Here is a 19,178-nt window from a genome sequence, read left to right on the forward strand (position 1 = left end):
AAGGATATAACTATGCTGACAATAAACAATATACACTCTCAACAAAATCTCAACAATCGAAAAGAGAAGTTGAGAGAGGAACAGCACCCGATTGTTGATTTCTCTTTTGGCGAGTGGTTTGTTGAGAAGATGTTGAGCAAATATCTTTCTGTAAATAAATGTGTTATATAAGCCATTCAACAAATCAACGTTTTTACAATCATCATCAAATCTATAGAATATCATGAACATACAAGAAGTTAAACAAATCAGAATCGCAGACTATCTGCAAAGTTTGGGTTACACGCCCGTCAAGCAACAGGGCAGCAGCTTTTGGTACAAATCACCGCTGAGAGAGGAAACGGACGCATCTTTCAAGGTAAACACAGAACTCAACAAATGGTACGATTTTGGACTTGGCAAGGGCGGTAACATCATCGCATTGGCAGCGGAACTCTACCATACGGAAGATGTAACCTGCCTGTTGAAGCGCATAGAGGAACGGACACCATACATCCGCCCTGCATCGTTTTCTTTTGGCAAGCAGCAATCCGACAACCGCACTTATCGGGTATTAAGAGTTGGCGAGCTGTCATCACCTGCGCTCATTGCCTATCTGCAAGAAAGGGGGATAGACATTGAACTCGCCAAAAGGGAGTGTAAGGAACTGCGGTTTGAGAATGCCGACAAACCCTATTTCGCCATCGGCTTCCCGAATATGGCAAGAGGGTATGAAGTGCGTAATAGATACTTCAAGGGATGTGTCGCCCCGAAGGACATCACCCATATCCGACAGCAAAAAGAGCCACGAACCGTCTGTTATCTTTTCGAGGGCTTCATGGATTATCTCTCGTTCCTGACCATCCGAGTAAAGAACAATCCGCAACACCCACGATTGAATGCACAGGATTACGTCATTCTCAACTCCGTTTCCAACCTCTCGAAAGCGGAAAGCATATTGGCAACCTATACCCGAATCGGCTGTTTCCTTGACAATGACACAGCAGGACGGAACGCATACGCCAACCTGCAACGGATGTTGGGTGACCGCTTGCAGGATATGTCGGTTCACTATGCAGGGTATAATGACTTGAACGAGTACCTGTGCAAAAAACTCTTGTCCCAATCGACAGAGCCGATAAAGGAGGAGAAGCAAGTACAATCCGCAAGGCGGATGATGCAGCCACCGAAAAAGAAAGGGCTGAAAATATAGAGGGGAACAGGTTCGCTTTCCCAAGGGTATTTAGACAGAAATACCATAGCTCAATAGGGCGTTTTCTTCACGCATTACACGGTAATGCTAAAAACTCCCTATCGAGCCAAAGGGAAATCCCTTTGGAAACCCTGAGAGCCAATGCCACAGGCAGAGAATACACTCATAACAATAACCGTAAAAATCAAACTACATGGGATATTTTTCATTGGACATAAAGAAAGCAAAAGGTTCATCGGACACCGTACAATCCGACCATATAGAGAGAAGAATCATACCTAAAAACGCAGACCCGACAAGAACGCATCTGAACAGGGTACTTATAGAATACCCCGATGGCGTTCATGGCAGGGATGAAGCGATTGCCCACAGGCTGAACACGGCAGGCATCAAGCGGAAGATTACACATGACCAAGTCCGTGTAGTCCGAGTGGTTCTGTCGGGAACACATGAGGACATGATGGACATACAGGAAAACGGAAGACTTGACGAATGGTGCAGCGACAGCATCCAATGGCTGCAAGCCACATTCGGCAGGGAGAACGTGGTTGCCGCCCATCTTCACATGGACGAGAAGACACCGCATATCCATGCAGCCATTGTTCCCATCGTGACAGGTGAAAGGCGCAAAGCCAAGAAAGAGCAGGAAGACGGCAAACGGAAGTATCACAAGAAAGCAAATACCGTCCGTTTGTGTGCCGATGACCTGTTCAACCGTCAGACCTTGATTGCGTACCACGACAATTATGCAAGGGTTATGGCTAAATACGGATTACAGCGAGGTGTGCGAGGTTCCGAAGCACGGCACACCACCACGACACAGTATTATCGGGACATACAGAAAAAGAACGCTGCCCTTGATGCAGAAAACAAGCGGTTACAGGAGCAGAAAACCGAAACCGAACAGGAACTCAGACAAGCCAAGAAAGAGGTACAGACCGAGAAACTGAAAGGTGCAGCCACCACCGCAGCGACCAACATAGCTGAAAGTGTCGGTTCTCTTTTCGGGAGCAACAAGGTCAAGACTTTGGAAAGGGAGAACACCGCCCTGTATCGGGAAGTTGCCACCCATGAGGAAACCATTGAGATACTGCAAAACCGCATACACACGATGCAAACCGAGCACAACCGCCAGTTGTTGGAAATACAGCAGAATCACCGTAAGGAGATGGCGGAAAAAAGTGTCAGACACAAAGATGAAGTATCAGGTTTGAAACGCATTATCGAAAAGCTGTGTGCATGGTTTCCTATGGCAAAGGAAATTATGAGAATAGAGAGCCTGTGCCGCCTTGTCGGGTTCAATGAAAGGCAGACCACGACATTGACTTATGGTAAGCCTTTGATATACGAGGGCAAACTTTATTCGGAGGAACATAATCGGAGTTTTACGACAGAAAGAGCAGGCTTTCAAGTGGTGAAAGACCCTGCGGACAAGTCTAAACTGACACTCGTAATCAACCGCCAGCCCATAGGCGAATGGTTCAGGGAACAGTTCGACAGGCTACGGCAGAGCATACGACAGCCAATTCAACCACAAAGGAAAAGTAGAGGAATTACATAAGTAGTTAAAACAGATTGCAATAAGCCTCCGATAATCGTATTTCCCTATCAGAGGCTTATTGCTGTTTAGATTTAGTTACGTTTCATAAATCATGATTTTTGTTTTTGATTGTCGACCTTTCTAAGTTGTGGAAGACATAAGGCTATTATAGCGAGAAGCAGAATAGCCATACCTGAGAACAAAAACCAACGGTTTACCCCGATTTGGTCTGCAAATGCACCCGACACTACCAACCCAAGCGGCATGGCAAACGACATGATGCTGCCAAGAAGTCCGAAAACACGCCCTAAATACTCGGGTTGTATCTGTTCTTGAAATAGCGCGGTCTGTACTCCATTATAGAATGGGGCAGAAAAGCCCATCAACGTACAACATATCGCAAATATCATAAAACCATTGGTTGGTAGCAAGCCGGAAACAGTCAATGACACTCCCATAAGAAAGATAGAGCCGATGATATTTGCCATGCGCTTTTTGAAACCTCCCCATGCGCCCAATAGAAGTCCGCCCAACAACATACCAACTGCAAAAACAATTTCCACCACGGAAGCATGCAAGGTACTTCCCTCGAAATAATTCATACTCATCAGCGGAAATAGCGCATTGATTGGCATATAAATGAACATATTGATTGCTCCTATCCAAAGCAATGTGAAAAGAGCTTTATTTTGTCGTATTGCGTTATAGCCAATGCGCAGTTCGGTGAAAAAGTTTTCTTGCTGCAGCGCTTCAATCGGTTGTTTTGGGATGTGAACCATTGCAACAGTGATACAGGCAATTATTGCTCCGAATACGTCAAGGGCAACCGCAGAATTCAACCCCCATTTTGCATAGAGAAAAGCGGCAATTGCCGGACTTAGGATGAAACTTGCCGATTGGATGGACTGGGTGTAGCCGGCACATTTGACTAACTGTTCTTCAGGCACTAAAAGAGGTGTTACCGCACTTAACGCAGGGGAATGGAATGCAGTGCCAACGCTTCTAATGAAGAGGATGAGCATTACTATCCATACAGGTAGTTCCGCTGACAGGGAAATTACGGTAAGTACCAGTCCAGCACAAGCTATGATGACATCTGCACCAATCATGACCATTTTCCGGTTCCAGCGGTCAACAAGTACTCCGATTGCAGAACCTAAAACCGCTTGAGGTAGAAACCCAACCAAGGTCGCCATTGACAACACCATCGCAGACCCTGTTGTATTTGTCAGATGCCAGATGATGGCCATTTGAAGAACCCCACTTGTTATCAGGGACACAGCTTGCCCCGCCCATATTGTATAGAAATCTTGTTTCCAATTTCTGATTTTTTCCATTTGAATTTTTCCTTTTATCTTTTGAATGTTTCTTGATTTTATAGCACAAAAAATCTCTCGACAAGCCTGAAATAGCATGCCGGATTACAAAGACAATGACATTCAAATCGAATTAATTAGATTTGAATGTGGAAAAATTACCAAGGTTTATGATATGCAATATTAACGGTGTTTTTACCTGTTAATATTGTACAATTGTTCATAATCATATTGAAAACCACTATATATGTTGCGACTTATCTTAATTGGGATGGTATTATATGCACACCGAATCCGCTGCAAAGTTACAATAAATTATTCGATTTTTGCACTAACTAAAGTAAAGAATTTCAATGCTTCCTGAATTTTGCCTTTCCTTTTTTATCCAAATCTGCAAAAAATAACGGCATAAGCAAATAGGTATATATCGAAAGGCAAAAAATGGCGAATACTGTTTGTATTGGATACTATATCAAAGATTTGTCGTATCTTTGCACCTGAAAGAGTTATTTGATAGTAAAACACCGCAAAACGCTGAAAATCGCACGGTTTCCTAGTCGTTACCATTACTTTTCAGATACTCCGTTAAATGTTTATTCATCAAACGGTTAGACGAAACCGTTCAGAATTTAAAATATATTTGCGACATAAATCAATCTTTTTTAAAATGAAAAAACATAAGACATTCAAAATTCTATTAATTGTTAGCGTTATTGCTGCAGGCTGCTTTTTTATCCCTAAAAAAAGTGACATCCATAATCTAGCGTTCAATAATATTGAAGCATTAGCTGGAGGTGAAGGAGGAGGTGCAACAGCATGTATGGGTTCTGGTTCTATTGAATGCTATGGACGTTTTGTAGAAATCAAAATTAGTGGTTTTAGCCTAGACCCTGAAGAGGAATGAGAAAGCTCCTATACATATTATTAATTGTATGTGGGCTTACATCTTGTAATAAAAAGAAAATAACCAATCCACGTTATACTAGTTTTCCCGATGAAAAGGCATTAAGAGCGCAGGTTATTTCTTTAGATACTGCCTTGTTCCGTTATCCTTTCCGGATAACGGTCAAGGACAGTATCGCTTTAGTATTAGATTTGCATAATGCCGATCATTTCTTCCACGCCTTTTCTTATCCGGATTGGAAACATATCGTTTCTTTCGGAAAAAGAGGTGAAGGCCCCGAAGAAATGCAATCCGGAGAAAAAGTCCAATTCGATTCGCCAGATTCCGTATGGATATTGGATGCTAATAAAATGGAAATTACGCGTTGGAGTATCTCTCGTACAAACCACTCCGCCAAAAGGGAAGAAGCTATCAAGTTAGACAAGGCGCTTGTAAGGACACTTGATTTTTGTAAAACAAATTCAGGTTTCCTGACAACAAACTATCTTGGCGAATTTCGCTATAACGAAGTATCGAATGAAGGTAAACTAACAAAATCGGACGGTTATATACCAACTGAGACCAACTACGAAGAAATATCGTTACCGGCTCTGGCTCAGGCATGGCGTACCTTTATAGACTATAACCCCAATAACGGGATATTGGCTATGGTTACCCAGCTTGGCGAAGTCTTGGAAATCTATGATCTAAAAAACAAAACTCACTCTGTGTTTTACGGGCCGCAAGGCGAGCCTCGATTCAGAATTGTAGAAGGAGATTACGTTCCGACCGGTATTATGGGATTCAGCGACATAAAAGTTACCGACAAGTACATTTATGCCGTATTCCACAATCGTTCTTTCAAAGAGATAGGTGAAGCCTATAAACGAGGTGAGAACCCCGAAAGTGGCGGTCGTTACATTTATGTATTCAATTTGAAAGGTGAGCCTGTCAAAAAGTATACATTAGACCATGCCATTTACGGTATTGACGTGAATGAACAAACCGGAACAATTTTCGCTACGGATGTAAATCATGATGAACCCCTTTTAGAGTTCAGGATATGAAAGGAGTAAGAAATACAACTGCCGGTGCTTTCTTGTTCCTTTCATTTCTTATGCTAATTGCATGTAACGGGAACAAAAAAGAAAAAATTGCCAAACTGGTACAAGAGTGGCAAGGAAAGGAAATTGTGTTTCCTCCCAACCCGGTCTTTACTACATTAAGTTCAGACACTATAGATTTTCATGTTCCCGAATCAAAATACAAAGTTGTGGTATATGTAGATTCTTTCGGATGCATTAGTTGTAAACTGCAATTAGAGAAATGGAAAGGATTTATAGCTTATACCGACTCGCTGACAAACGGGCAAGTGCCCTTTCTTTTCTTTTTCCATCCAAAAAATGAGAAAGAATTAAAATACATATTCAGACGAGATAAATTCGACTATCCGGTTTGCATTGATCTGGACGACCAGTTGAACAGATTAAACCAATTACCCGCAGAAATGAATTTCCAGACTTTTTTGTTAGACAAAAACAATAAAGTGCTGGTTATCGGCAATCCGGTACACAATCTGGCTATAAAAGATTTATATATTAACCAGTTAACTGAAACATCCCTCCCTGACGCCAAAAGTAAAATGACAACCGTAGAAACCAACGTTCCGGAAATAGACTTAGGTACATTCAAAAACTCCGAAACACGGGAAGCTACTTTTATTCTAAAAAACACAGGAAATTACCCGCTTGTAATAATAGATGCAAGTACAACTTGTGGCTGTGCGAGCGTCTCATTCGATAAAAATCCGGCAAAAACAAATGAGACACTCCAACTCCATGTAGCAATAACACCTAAAGAAGCAGGCAGTTTTAACGAAACAATTACGGTAAAGTGTAACACGGGAAACTTTGTCAAATTACAAATCAAAGGTAAAGCCTTATAAAAAACCATTTACTCTTATAAATGAGACGCCATTTAAAATGGCGATTATATGAAGACATTGAAAGAACATATTACCCGGGCGGTAAATGGCACAGTAAATATCCTATGGATAGGATGTATAATGATTGTCATTGCATTCGTTTTGCAAGTATTCGTTTTCAGTTCATTCAGAATCCCCAGCGATTCGATGAGCCCGGAATTGATAGAGGGGGATAATGTAGTAGTATGCAAACTCACTATCGGACCGCGTTTATTCAATATATTTGCTTCATTACGTGGAGAAAAAACTCCGGTATACCGTTTACCCGGATTTAAGGAAATAGAAAGGAACGATGTCCTTGTTTTCCACCATCTCCATCCTAACACCTGGGATAAATTAGAAATGCACATGATGAAATATTACATCAAACGGTGTATCGGTTTGCCGGGTGATACATTACTTATACAAAATGGGTTCTATAAAATAAAAGGAACAGACATCCAAGTAGGAAACCGGGAAGCCCAAACACATCTTTCTTTGCGCAACAAGCAAACTTTTGAAGGGAGTGTTTATATTACTTATCCGTACGACTCCATCATGCAATGGAATATCAAAGATTTCGGGCCTTTATATATTCCGAAAGCGAACGATAAAATCAGTATGGACAGAGCCAGCTACCGCTTATATTGGAAATTAATAGAATGGGAACAGCAAAAAAAACTAATGTATAAAGACTCGTTAGTGTATCTCGGCAATCAACCAATATCAGAATACCAATTCCAAAAGAATTATTATTTCATGGGAGGAGACAAGGCGGATAACTCGCAAGATTCAAGATATTGGGGACTTTTGCCTGAAGATTATATTGTCGGAAAGGCATGGCTTATATGGAAATCATCGGATCCTTATACCGGAACATATCACTGGAAACGTTTTTTTAAAACCATCGACTGACAATTATGCAATTTAAATCATCCTCTATTATGACTGCTTTACTATCATATTTATGTCTTCTTTTCCTCTCTATCAGTGGAATGTTATTATTATGTACCGTATTTGCGGCAAACGCAGACCTGGTAAACGGAATGGTGGCAGGAAAAACCTGCTGGTTTCATATTATGATGTTAGCTTTTGCAGCCAGCACCTTATTTATGGAAATGGTCATTAAGAAAACCAACAATATTAAGTTCATGGCGGCAGACGGATTAATACTGTTATACGCCGCCATCATCCTGATGACCTACAATTGGACACTAAACCCCGAACCGGAAAAATTATTATTCGGCGGACAACTGATTATGCTTTGGTTCATGATACGGCTGGCAATCAAGAACTATCCATCGTTGCTAATGTTCTTCATTTCCATCATTATATGCACCGGCATACTCGAAGCAGGATGGGGTATGATGCAATTGTACGGGCTCAAGATTTCCAACCATCCGCTTTTCAACCTTACCGGCTCTTTTTTCAATCCCGGGCCATTCAGCGGATATATCGCAGCAATCCTTCCTGTAAGTTTCGGAGTTATGCTACGATTCAGCAACTGTAGGAAATTGGATCTATCCAATCCAAGAACAACACTTTACTATCTGGCATGGATATCCATTATCTCGATTACACTGATTCTTCCGGCAGGTATGAGCCGGTCGGCATGGATAGCTGCCACCGTATCCTGCATTTGGGTATATGTTACATACCGGATCGGCTGGAAAGGCATGTATACTTTTTGGGAAAAACATCGTAAAAAATGTATCGGTTTTCTGGTGTTGGGCATAGCAGCACTGTGCGTAGGGCTTGTTGCCATCTATACAATAAAGAAAGATTCGGCTAACGGTAGGTTATTAATGTGGAGTATTACGGCAAAAGCAATAGAAAAGCATCCGTTAAAAGGTGTTGGCCTAGGGGGCTTTCCTGCTGTTTATGCGCAAACACAGGCGGAGTATTTCGCCTCAGGAAAAGCCTCGGAAACAGAAAAGTTTGTAGCCGGTTGTCCGGAATATGCATTTAATGAATTTCTACAGATAGGATTGGAACAAGGTCTTTTAGGGCTTATCATTTTTCTTGTTTGGGTTGGTTTCGTTTTGTTTTACGGAATAAAAAGTAAACGGTACGGTACAACCGGAGGAATAATTGCACTCATGATCTTTGCTTTTTCTTCTTATCCGTTCCAATTGCCGTCATTCTGGATTCTGCTCATTTTCTATTCGGTCATTTGTGTATCTACCAATAAAATAAAAGGAAAAAGCCTGGCCGGAAATCAAAGAAGGTTTCCGTATATCGGATTTATAACGGCACTTAGTTGCGGGCTATTGTTTATAGGACAAAAAGATATGCAAAATGTCTATACACAATGGTCGAGAGCCAAAGCATTATACAGTAACAAAGGCTACTGGGGAGCTCTAGACAGTTACATGATGCTATATCCCCAACTACGCCATAAGCATGAATTTCTGTTTGAATATTCCCAATGCCTGAGCAAAACCGGAAAATACGAGCAGGCAAATGTATTACTACAACGAGCCATACAACTCAGTTCCGACCCTATGCTCTATTATATGATGGCAAAGAACGAGCAATCATTAAGAAAATACGACCAGGCTGAAAAACACTTACTCTACGCCATTAATATTTTACCCGAACGGATTTACCCCTATTATCTGCTTGTCAAGTTATACGCTAAACCGGATTTCTATCAACCGGAGAAATTGAAAAACGCGGCTTACGTTGTAATGAACAAGCAACCGAAGGTAGAAAGTACGGCTATAAAAGAAATGCGAAAAGAAGTCCGGAAACAGGTTTCATCTATGAGTCAATAAAATCTTTCAATCGAAAACCTTGCTGTATCGGGAATTGTTATTATATTTTTGTGACATCAAACAAAATCAAATAATAATAATTTTATAAGGTATTAATCATGGAAACAATTATTAATTCACAAATTCCCGAGTTCAGTGTCCAGGCATTCCATAATGGTAATTTCAAAACTGTAACTAACGAAGATTTAAAAGGCAAATGGGCTATCTTCTTCTTTTATCCGGCAGACTTTACGTTTGTATGTCCGACCGAATTGGTAGATATGGCTGAAAAATACGATCAGTTCCAGGCTATGGGCGTAGAAATATACTCAGTAAGTACAGATTCACACTTCGTACATAAAGCATGGCACGACGCTTCCGAATCTATCCGTAAGATCAAATATCCGATGCTGGCAGACCCGACAGGTTTTCTTAGCCGCGCATTCGGTGTAATGATTGAAGAAGAAGGTATGGCATACCGAGGTACATTCCTTGTAAATCCGGAAGGTAAGATCAAAGTTGCCGAGATTCATGACAATGGTATCGGACGTGATGCATCTGAATTGATGCGCAAAGTAGAAGCAGCTCAATTCGTGGCTTCACATCCGAACGAAGTTTGTCCGGCAAAATGGAAAAAAGGTGAAGCAACACTGAAACCAAGTATTGATCTGGTCGGTAAGATCTAAATAAAACCAGACAGAGGCCGGCAAGATAAATTGCCGGCCTTTTTATTCACTTCTCATACATTACATATATGTTAGAATCAGCGTTAAAAGAACAATTAAAAGGTATTTTTGCCAATCTGGATGCAAATTATATCTTCGACATACAGGTAGCTCCCGGACATGAGAGCCGCCAAGAGTTATTGGAACTACTGAACGACGTAGCCGACTGCTCCGATAAGATAAAGGTACAGGTTAAAGATAGCGAAGGACTTAAATTCACGCTACTGAAGAACGGACAGAAAACCGGAATCAACTTCCGTGCAGTTCCTAACGGACACGAATTTACATCTTTGCTACTTGCCGTACTGAATGCTGACGGAAAAGGAAAAAATTTTCCGGACGAAGCCGTATGCAACCGCGTGAAAGCATTAAACGGCCCTATAAATATCACGACTTATGTCTCGTTGACCTGTACTAATTGTCCGGATGTCGTACAAGCATTAAATGCCATGACAACCCTGAACAACCAAATAACCAATACGACAGTAGACGGAGCCATCAACCAGGAAGAAGTAGAGTCGCTGAAGATACAGGCAGTTCCTTCGGTATATGCCGACGGTAAACTTATCCATGTAGGCCGGGGAGAGTTTGGCGAACTGTTAAGCAAGCTGGAAGAAAAATACGGTGTTAACGAAAATGCCGTGGAGAAAACAGTCAAGACATACGATGTTATCGTACTGGGTGGCGGCCCTGCAGGTTCGTCCGCAGCAATCTATTCGGCCCGTAAAGGTTTGCAAGTAGCTGTTGTAGCCGAAAAAATAGGCGGGCAGGTAAAAGAAACTGTAGGAATAGAGAACCTGATCTCTATACCGGAAACTACCGGAAGCGAACTGGCCGATAATTTGAAAACGCACATGAACCGTTATCCTATCGACTTGTTGGAACACCGTAAGGTTGAAAAAGTTGAAGTCGCAGGGAAGGACAAAATAATCACCACCTCTACCGGCGAGACATTTATTGCTCCGGCCTTAATCATCGCAACCGGCGCAAGCTGGCGGAAACTGAACATACAAGGCGAAGCAGAACACATAGGAAGAGGCGTTGCTTTCTGTCCGCATTGCGACGGGCCGTTCTATAAAGGCAAACATGTAGCCGTTGTAGGTGGTGGAAATTCAGGCATTGAAGCGGCTATCGACCTGGCTGGTATCTGTTCAAAAGTAACCGTACTTGAGTTTATGGATGAATTGAAAGCCGATCAGGTTCTGCAGGAAAAGGCGAAAAGCCTGCCCAACGTAGAAATATTCACCAGCTCACAAACAACAGAAGTAATCGGTAACGGAGAAAAAGTGACCGGCATTCGCGTAAAAGACCGTAAGACGGAAGAAGAACGTATTATTAATCTGGATGGAATTTTCGTACAAATCGGATTAGCAGCCAACAGCGGAATTTTCCGCGAACTGGTAGAGACAAACCGTCCCGGCGAAATTGTAATAGACACACATTGCCGTACAAACGTACCGGGTATCTACGCAGCAGGCGATGTCTCGACCGTACCCTTCAAACAGATCATCATCTCGATGGGCGAAGGAGCAAAAGCAGCCCTTTCAGCCTTTGAAGACCGGATGCGCGGAGTAATCTGAACTACCTACAAATAGGTAATCTTTAAACCCGGTTTCCATGTAGCTTTGATACAACACGCAAAGGATTTAACGGAAGAAAAGTCGCAAAGCCTGAGCAGCTCGGTAGACTTTTACCACCGTTTTAAAAACGGAATAGATGAACAGGGCAAAAACCGGGATTCGGCCTACATATATGACCCCGGAAGCCCAAGGGGTTATTTTGCGGAGGCAAAGATTAGTTTCTAATAGCGGAAAAAGATAAAAATCCCTATCTTTGCCCCCGCAACATCTCATAAACAAGATGAAATACATTCCTTGTATAAGACATATATCTGCGGAACATACATGTTCCGCAGTCCTTCTTCATGAAGAAGGAAATTTTGCAAAAAAAACGTAACCTTTCCTCCACCCGCCTTTTTCACGTAAAAAACAATCAAAACATAGCAGGCTGCAAAGGCAGCCTGCCCAAAACGTGTGTCCGTACCACACGGAAAACCTCCGTACACCTACAAAAGTATCACCGACGCACCGGCGAAGCCTCCGTACACCTACAAAACCATTACCGGAGTAGCTGCGGCCATTTTGTAGGCCTACAAAACCATTACAGACGAGCCGGCAACCATTTCGTACCCCTACAAAACCCTTGCCGGAGCTCCGGTGATACCTCCGTACACATACAGAGCCTCTACAGAACGGATTTCTCAATTTTCAACCTAATATTAACTCTTTAAATTCAAAGTTATGGAACAAACAAAAGCGATCAAAACCCGCTACCTTACGACCGGTTTCCTGATAATGCTGGCAATGCTGCCTGCATTGACCGCATGCAACGACGACGACGAACCGGAAAAAGACCCCACAGCAGGACACACCCTGACACTTACGCTCAAAACCGGCGTAGAAGCCATACCGGAGACGAGAGCGCTGATCCGAGAAGCAGCCCCGGAAAGCGAAGCCGCGCAAGCTGGCTTCTACTACGAACTGGTATCGAGTGATACTGACAGTTGTTCTGCGGATATGCCTTCCACCAAAGCGCCAACAACGCTGAAGAACGTCTACGCCCTCCTTTTTAAAAGTGACGGAACATTCAACGGCAGAACCAACATCGGAACCATGACGGCAAACACAGACAAAGCAGTAACCTTTACCAACGTGGCAGACCCGGCAGCAACAAGTTGCCGACTGGTGATTGTAGCAAACGACAATGCGGCAATAAACAACTACGCCAGCACGGGAGGAACAGGAAGCTTTGCGAACTTCACAGGAAACTATGCCGCCTTTCAAGCGCTGGTGATGACGAACACGATCAGTTCGGATGCAGACGTACCCTACGCCGGAACGGCAACGGTGAACTTGTCGGATCCAATAATGACCGTACAACTCTACCGCACGCTGGCGAAAGTAACGGTAGTGAATCAAACCTTCTCCATACCCTACAGCTCACAAGGCGGAGGAAACATACCGCGCACAGGAATCCAACTCGTAAACGCAGGAAAAAAGTGCTTCGGAACAAAAAACAACTACGACGGAACAGGAAACAACACTAACACCGCAGGAGTGGAGAACTCCACCTCCGTAAATGCTAACACCGTAACCTGGTATGTAGGAGAAAACATACAATCCGGCTACTCGGCCACTAACGCCACCGAAAGAAACAGACTGAAAGCACCCGATGCTGCGAGGGTAACGCTGACAGGAAGCAAAACCCTCGCAACAGACGATGCCTACACATGCCACTTCGACGTCTTTATGGGCAAAAGCAGCGATGTAAGCGACTTCTCGCTACGCCGACACACAAACTACACGCTGACGGTAAACGTAAACAATTCACTTGAATTTATTAGAAACTATGTAACGAATAGTAGTGGCAACCTATATTACAAGAATGACGATCCCCGGATATGGCACAGCGTGGCTTCTGTATGGATATCGGTTAATCAACCGTTGGCTACGGCTTATAAGTCAGCTCAGTCTGACCTTACAGCTTACCCTCCATTCAATTACGATGGTGGCATTTCTTCCACAACGGGTTCCGATTATATGGGCGTTTCTTCTACCGCTACTATAAGTACGCCTTATTCTTTCGAGGTCGAGAAAACAGAGCGTGGCAGTTCTGTTTCTAATTACGCTGCCGCTATTGACTATTGTAAAGGATTAGGTACAGGTTGGCGTATTCCAACAATGATCGAGTTGTTTGCCATGTATCAGAATAAGGCGGCATTAGAATCCGTATCCGGCTTCGCTGCATTCCTCAGCAAGTGGTACTGGAGTAGTTCGGTCGGCAATAGTAATGCCAGCGTACGCTGCGTATTTTTCTTTAGCAATGGCCGTAACAGTAACTCTTACACGAGCGGCAACAATGGCTATGTTCGCTGTGTCCGGGATATCTGATCAATGGATAGAATATGGCTTTAGCCTGGTTTCAATTGCCGTCGGTTTCAACCGACGGAAGCTGTAGATTCTCCCCTTTCAAGGGCTTTAGCCCAACCGGAAAGAAATTTGGCTAAAGCCAACAGGAATGTACATCCTTTAATCCGTCCACTAAAGTAGACGGCAACCGAACTTAGGCTAAAGCCATCTCGAAGAGAGATAACTGAAAAAAGATAACCAGAGAGAGGTAACCGAAAACAGACATATTGAAAACAAGCTTGTCAAGCTCAAAAGCAGGCACAAGCACAGGATATCTGATTAATGGATAGAAATGGCTTTAGCCCGGTTTCAATTGCCGTCGGTTTCAACCGACGGATAGTAGAGCCATCCCCTTTCAAGGGCTTTAGCCCAACCGGAAAGAAATTTGGCTAAAGCCAACAGGAATGTACATCCCTTAGTCCGTCCACTAAAGTAGACGGCAACCGAACTTAGGCTAAAGCCAACAAAGAGAATATACTTTAGGCCGTCCGCTTAACTTAATGACATTGCGCTTCAGCGGACGGCAACTAAACTTAGGCAATAGCCGTTTCCTTTCGGAGCAGGGTATCAAGCATGAAATATCAACTGCCAATCTCCCACATCCTGCCATTGGCCGAACTTAAAGCCTACTTCTTTATAATGGCTGACCTTCCGGAAACCAAATGCTTCATGTATCTTCACGCTCGATTCGTTCGGCAAAGTGATACATGCCATAACAGTATGGATTTCGTCCGGATCGACATTATCCAGCACATGACGAAGCAATGCTTTTCCTATTCCCTGCCGTCTATAGTCCTTATCTATATAAACAGATAACTCGGCACTCTTGCTATAGGCCTTACGGGCTTTCCACTGGTTCAGATAACAATATCCGACAACTTTCCCGTCAGCCTCATACACAAAATAAGGATACCCCTTCGTGACGATGCCTTCAATACGTTTCTCCATTTCCGCAACATCTACAGGCTCTGTCTCAAAAGTAATGGCCGTATTCAGAATATAATAATTATATATCCTGCTGATCTGTTGTGCATCAATGGCACAAGCTTTCCGTATCATACTATTTTATCAGGTATATTTACAAAAAAGGATTGTATTCAAAAGGAACTACTTTGTTACGTTTTAACGATGCTTTGACATCGATAAGCCGCTGGTTGGCACTGCCCCGAAACAGCAGGTTCTCGTCACGCAAGGCCTGCTGGTATTTTCCGTCTACCAGAACGTCGATGTAATTCAACATCGCTGCCTGCCGGGGATTGTTCAATATATTCTCAAACTTATATCCGGTATAACACCAGATATTCTTACCGCTCCGGGTCTTTATGGCACGTGCCAGTTCGGTGAATCCTTCGGGCTGAAACATCGGGTCGCCGCCGCTAAACGTAACATTGGCAAAATCATCGGACATAACTTTGTCCAGCAACTCATCCGTAGACATGGCACGCCCTCTGTTTATGTCCCACGATTCAGGATTATGGCAACCCGGGCAGGCATTCGGACAGCCGGCGGCATATATTGCCGTACGAAATCCCGGACCGTCTACAGTAGTGTCTTCTATAACGTCAATGATGGACAACATATCAATTATGTATTACTCTATCGTTTAACTCGGCCAGCTTTGCACTATTCCAACGGTCGGTTGTACCAACCAGGTAACCGGTAATGCGTTGCAGTTTATCAAGATGTTTACTGCCGCACTTCGGGCATACTTCCAGATCGGGAGCTGCATCTTCGTAACCACATTCCAAACAACGGTTGCGGTTGTGGTTTACCGAACCATATCCGATATTATATTTATCCATCATATCTACCACCTGCATGATTACTTCGGGGTTGTGGGTTGCATCGCCATCCATTTCAACGTAGAAGATATGACCTCCGCGCGTCAGATCGTGATAAGGAGCTTCGACTTCGGCCTTATGGCGGGCGCTGCATTTATAATATACTGGGATATGATTTGAATTAGTATAATAGTCGCGGTCCGTGATGCCCGGCAACAAGCCGAATTTCTTCCGGTCTTTACGAGTAAACCGACCGGACAAACCTTCTGCCGGAGTAGCCAGCACACTATAATTATGTTGATACTGTTCGGAGAAATCGTTCACCCGGTCGCGCATATACGTTACAATTTTCAGTCCTAATTCCTGTGAAGCCTCATCTTCACCGTGATGTTTGCCGGTCAATGCCACCAGGCATTCTGCCAGGCCGATAAAACCGATACCCAGTGTTCCCTGGTTGATCACGGAAGCAATCGTATCATGCGGCCCGAGCTTTTCGCTACCCAACCAAAGGGATGACATAAGCAACGGGAACTGTTTTGCATAAGCCGTCTTCTGAAACTCCATACGTTCGTGCAACTGGCGGGCTGTTACTTCCAACATATTGTCGAGTCTGGCAAAAAAACAGGCAATCCGTTCTTCCTTGTTTTCAATAGGCATACATTCTATCGCCAGACGGACAATGTTTATAGTAGAGAATGAAATATTGCCACGCCCGATCGAAGTCTTCGGCCCGAATCGGTTTTCAAACACGCGCGTGCGGCATCCCATCGTTGCCACTTCGTGCACATAGCGCTGCGGGTCATCTTCCCTCCATTCTTCACTCCGGTTAAAGGTCGCATCCAGATTCAGAAAGTTCGGAAAGAAACGACGTGCCGTTACCTTGCAAGCCAATTGGAAAAGGTCATAATTACGGTCTTCCGGCAAATAGCTGACTCCACGTTTCTTTTTCCATATCTGAATCGGGAAGATGGCCGTCTCTCCATTCCCTACTCCGCGATATGTACTTCTAAGTATTTCACGGATGATACAACGTCCTTCGGCTGAAGTATCCGTACCATAATTAATGGAACTGAATACTACCTGGTTTCCACCGCGGGAGTGGATGGTGTTCATATTATGGATAAAAGCCTCCATGGATTGGTGCACACGGCTGACCGTTTTATTTATGGCATGCTGCACAATCCGCTCTTCTCCTTTCAGGCCATCTAAAGAACGATTGATATAATCATCCAGACTCTTTTTATATAAATGAGAATAGTCTTCCCCGTTTAAATCTTCCAAGTTCTTTATTTCTTCAATAAAACTATTACGTACATAGGGAGCCAGATAGAAGTCGAAAGCAGGAATAGCTTGCCCTCCGTGCATTTCATTCTGGGCAGTTTCCAAGGAAATGCAACCTAAGATACTGGCTGTTTCGATACGTTTTGCCGGACGGGACTCGCCGTGCCCGGCAGAAAAGCCATACTTTAAAATACGGTCTAACGGATGCTGTACGCAGGTTAAACTCTTTGTAGGATAATAGTCTTTATCATGAATATGAAGATAGTTATTTGCAACAGCATCTTTAACATCTTCGCTCAATAAATAGTCATCAACAAAGGGTTTGGTTGTTTCACTGGAAAATTTCATCATCATGCCGGCAGGAGTATCGGCATTCATATTGGCATTTTCGCGGGTTATGTCGTTGGATTTAATATTAATAATTTCCAAAAACATATCTCTCGTTTTAGCCTTTCGCGCTACACTGCGCTGATTACGGTACGCAATATATTTCTGCGCCACATCTTTACGGCTACTATTCATCAGTTCCAACTCAACAGCATCCTGAATAGCCTCCACTGTCATTTGCGAATTCCCCTTAAAAGAGATATGGTCTGTAATCTGCCGTATCAATTGCATATCTTCCCCCATATCGGTATGCAACATGGCTTTTCGTATGGCTGTGGCTATCTTCTCTTCATTAAAGCCAACAATACGTCCGTCTCTTTTGACAACTGTCTGAATCATGTCGAATAGTATTTATCTTATTGTATTATTTCCCAACAAAGGTATACACATACAACACATGTTATCCAAAAAGGAAAACTTTTGACGAGTTAAAATAAATTAATCATCAAGCAAACAGCATATTACAAAATATTTTGGAAAACTTTTTATACAATTTGGCAAAAACTGTTGACAAATTAGAAAAACAACCCTATCACAAAAGAGCTAATATTGTATCATGAAGACTTCCGTTGCTCGCTACTACCTGCTCTCCGGAAAACCAGTTATTTCCATTATTAAAGTCTGTCACTTTTCCTCCTGCCTGTTGAACAATAAGGCTTCCGGCTGCCACATCCCATGATCCCAGATATGCTTCGATACGTGCATCAAACCGGCCGGCTGCTACATAACACAATTCGGCTGCGGCAGAACCCAACAAACGCGTTCCTCCGGCAAAACCATACAAATTCTTAATCAGACGATAAGCCACCGGACGGTAAGCATCCGAATTATAAGGAAATCCTAAAGCAATAAAAGCATCCGTTAAGGCCGAAACCTTCGAAACATGTATTTCTTTACCGTTTAAATATGCCGCACTATCGGCTGTAGCGTAAAAACATTCATCCCGGTGTACTTCATACACAACACCCAACAAAACGCCAGTCTTATCGCATAGTGCAATACTAACACAATAGGGAGCCATATCATGAATATAATTAGATGTCCCATCCAAAGGATCAATTACCCAATAATAGCCGCTATCATTCATACTGCCTGTTCCTTCTTCGGCAAGAAAACCGGCTTCGGGTAATAATGCAGATAATTTATCGACAAGCATCCGCTCCGACTGCTTGTCTACGTATGAGACGTAATTATGTGCACTTTTTTCTTCCACCTTATCAAAATCAAAAGTTTCACGTTCTTTTTTAAGAAAAGAACCCATCTCACGTGCTATAACCTGCACTTTCTGACAAAGAGATTCCATATCTGCCATAATTCTATGATTTATTTATATCAAAGGTACATTCTTTATTTGTACTTTTGCTAATAAATCATCAAACAAAACTC

15 protein-coding genes are annotated in these 19,178 nt (G+C 43.0%); 10 read left to right on the forward strand and 5 right to left on the reverse strand.

Translation table 11 applies throughout. The features are described 5' to 3' along the window. Window positions 1–223 precede the first annotated feature (223 nt). Window positions 224–1,192 (forward strand): toprim domain-containing protein, encoded by a 969-nt coding sequence (locus ACYIB7_RS14065; RefSeq protein WP_016564201.1) that lies wholly within the window; start codon window positions 224–226, stop codon window positions 1,190–1,192. Between the two features lie 193 nt (window positions 1,193–1,385). Next, the gene (gene mobV / locus ACYIB7_RS14070) at window positions 1,386–2,753 is read left to right on the forward strand and encodes a MobV family relaxase (protein ID WP_022508104.1); all 1,368 of its coding nucleotides are present in this window, start codon (window positions 1,386–1,388) and stop codon (window positions 2,751–2,753) included. An 89-nt stretch (window positions 2,754–2,842) separates the two neighbouring features. Here mobV and ACYIB7_RS14075 read toward each other — a convergent pair whose 3' ends face one another. Further along, window positions 2,843–4,069: an MFS transporter gene (locus ACYIB7_RS14075; protein ID WP_016564142.1), complete on the reverse strand. Its 1,227-nt coding sequence runs from the start codon at window positions 4,067–4,069 to the stop codon at window positions 2,843–2,845. Window positions 4,070–4,715: 646 nt separating this feature from the next. Here ACYIB7_RS14075 and ACYIB7_RS14080 point away from each other — a divergent pair. The 8 genes from ACYIB7_RS14080 to ACYIB7_RS14115 all read left to right on the forward strand — a co-directional run bounded on the left by ACYIB7_RS14080 (window position 4,716) and on the right by ACYIB7_RS14115 (window position 14,325). Next, window positions 4,716–4,952, forward strand: a complete 237-nt coding sequence (locus ACYIB7_RS14080; protein ID WP_480337501.1) for an NVEALA domain-containing protein — start codon at window positions 4,716–4,718, stop codon at window positions 4,950–4,952. Next, window positions 4,949–5,998 carry a BF3164 family lipoprotein gene (locus ACYIB7_RS14085; protein ID WP_480337503.1) on the forward strand — a complete coding sequence of 350 codons (1,050 nt, stop codon included), beginning with the start codon at window positions 4,949–4,951 and terminating at the stop codon, window positions 5,996–5,998. Before ACYIB7_RS14080 ends, ACYIB7_RS14085 begins: the two co-directional genes overlap by 4 nt. After that, window positions 5,995–6,876, forward strand: coding sequence for a DUF1573 domain-containing protein (locus tag ACYIB7_RS14090; RefSeq protein ID WP_480337505.1), 882 nt, complete (start codon window positions 5,995–5,997; stop codon window positions 6,874–6,876). The genes ACYIB7_RS14085 and ACYIB7_RS14090 overlap by 4 nt, the downstream gene beginning before the upstream one ends. Window positions 6,877–6,924: 48 nt before the next feature. After that, complete coding sequence (lepB, locus tag ACYIB7_RS14095; RefSeq protein WP_480337507.1) at window positions 6,925–7,809, forward strand: signal peptidase I; 885 nt, start codon at window positions 6,925–6,927, stop codon at window positions 7,807–7,809. Window positions 7,810–7,838: 29 nt separating this feature from the next. Continuing rightward, window positions 7,839–9,671, forward strand: coding sequence for an O-antigen ligase family protein (locus tag ACYIB7_RS14100; RefSeq protein ID WP_480337509.1), 1,833 nt, complete (start codon window positions 7,839–7,841; stop codon window positions 9,669–9,671). 98 nt (window positions 9,672–9,769) lie between these two features. Continuing rightward, a complete protein-coding gene (gene ahpC, locus ACYIB7_RS14105) occupies window positions 9,770–10,336 on the forward strand; it encodes an alkyl hydroperoxide reductase subunit C (protein ID WP_099464536.1) in 567 nt (188 codons plus the stop codon). Window positions 10,337–10,404: 68 nt separating this feature from the next. Beyond that, window positions 10,405–11,955 (forward strand): alkyl hydroperoxide reductase subunit F, encoded by a 1,551-nt coding sequence (gene ahpF / locus ACYIB7_RS14110; RefSeq protein WP_480337511.1) that lies wholly within the window; start codon window positions 10,405–10,407, stop codon window positions 11,953–11,955. Between the two features lie 720 nt (window positions 11,956–12,675). Next, on the forward strand, window positions 12,676–14,325 hold the full coding sequence (locus tag ACYIB7_RS14115; protein WP_480337512.1) for an Lcl domain-containing protein: 1,650 nt from the start codon (window positions 12,676–12,678) through the stop codon (window positions 14,323–14,325). Window positions 14,326–14,910: 585 nt separating this feature from the next. Here the strand turns inward: ACYIB7_RS14115 and ACYIB7_RS14120 are convergent. The 4 genes from ACYIB7_RS14120 to ACYIB7_RS14135 form a co-directional block, all read right to left on the reverse strand. Then, window positions 14,911–15,402, reverse strand: a complete 492-nt coding sequence (locus ACYIB7_RS14120; RefSeq protein ID WP_103983909.1) for a GNAT family N-acetyltransferase — start codon at window positions 15,400–15,402, stop codon at window positions 14,911–14,913. A gap of 19 nt (window positions 15,403–15,421) precedes the next feature. Further along, the gene (nrdG, locus tag ACYIB7_RS14125; RefSeq protein WP_099464542.1) at window positions 15,422–15,922 is read right to left on the reverse strand and encodes an anaerobic ribonucleoside-triphosphate reductase activating protein; all 501 of its coding nucleotides are present in this window, start codon (window positions 15,920–15,922) and stop codon (window positions 15,422–15,424) included. Window position 15,923: 1 nt separating this feature from the next. Further along, on the reverse strand, window positions 15,924–18,131 hold the full coding sequence (locus ACYIB7_RS14130) for an anaerobic ribonucleoside triphosphate reductase (protein ID WP_103983910.1): 2,208 nt from the start codon (window positions 18,129–18,131) through the stop codon (window positions 15,924–15,926). 193 nt (window positions 18,132–18,324) lie between these two features. After that, a complete protein-coding gene (locus ACYIB7_RS14135) occupies window positions 18,325–19,104 on the reverse strand; it encodes an inositol monophosphatase family protein (protein WP_103983911.1) in 780 nt (259 codons plus the stop codon). Window positions 19,105–19,178 lie beyond the last annotated feature (74 nt).

The sequence above is a fragment of the Parabacteroides sp. KHUB-03 genome, assembly GCF_056640975.1.

Excerpts from the sequence above, each read along its gene's own strand:
- ACYIB7_RS14100 (WP_480337509.1), top strand. The coding sequence starts at position 7,839 with ATGACTGCTTTACTATCATATTTATGTCTTCTTTTCCTCTCTATCAGT.
- ACYIB7_RS14130 (WP_103983910.1), bottom strand. The coding sequence starts at position 18,131 with ATGATTCAGACAGTTGTCAAAAGAGACGGACGTATTGTTGGCTTTAAT.
- ACYIB7_RS14090 (WP_480337505.1), top strand. The coding sequence starts at position 5,995 with ATGAAAGGAGTAAGAAATACAACTGCCGGTGCTTTCTTGTTCCTTTCA.
- mobV (WP_022508104.1), top strand. The coding sequence starts at position 1,386 with ATGGGATATTTTTCATTGGACATAAAGAAAGCAAAAGGTTCATCGGAC.
- ACYIB7_RS14065 (WP_016564201.1), top strand. The coding sequence starts at position 224 with ATGAACATACAAGAAGTTAAACAAATCAGAATCGCAGACTATCTGCAA.
- ACYIB7_RS14120 (WP_103983909.1), bottom strand. The coding sequence starts at position 15,402 with ATGATACGGAAAGCTTGTGCCATTGATGCACAACAGATCAGCAGGATA.
- ACYIB7_RS14115 (WP_480337512.1), top strand. The coding sequence starts at position 12,676 with ATGGAACAAACAAAAGCGATCAAAACCCGCTACCTTACGACCGGTTTC.
- ahpF (WP_480337511.1), top strand. The coding sequence starts at position 10,405 with ATGTTAGAATCAGCGTTAAAAGAACAATTAAAAGGTATTTTTGCCAAT.
- ACYIB7_RS14135 (WP_103983911.1), bottom strand. The coding sequence starts at position 19,104 with ATGGCAGATATGGAATCTCTTTGTCAGAAAGTGCAGGTTATAGCACGT.
- lepB (WP_480337507.1), top strand. The coding sequence starts at position 6,925 with ATGAAGACATTGAAAGAACATATTACCCGGGCGGTAAATGGCACAGTA.
- nrdG (WP_099464542.1), bottom strand. The coding sequence starts at position 15,922 with ATGTTGTCCATCATTGACGTTATAGAAGACACTACTGTAGACGGTCCG.
- ACYIB7_RS14085 (WP_480337503.1), top strand. The coding sequence starts at position 4,949 with ATGAGAAAGCTCCTATACATATTATTAATTGTATGTGGGCTTACATCT.
- ACYIB7_RS14080 (WP_480337501.1), top strand. The coding sequence starts at position 4,716 with ATGAAAAAACATAAGACATTCAAAATTCTATTAATTGTTAGCGTTATT.
- ahpC (WP_099464536.1), top strand. The coding sequence starts at position 9,770 with ATGGAAACAATTATTAATTCACAAATTCCCGAGTTCAGTGTCCAGGCA.
- ACYIB7_RS14075 (WP_016564142.1), bottom strand. The coding sequence starts at position 4,069 with ATGGAAAAAATCAGAAATTGGAAACAAGATTTCTATACAATATGGGCG.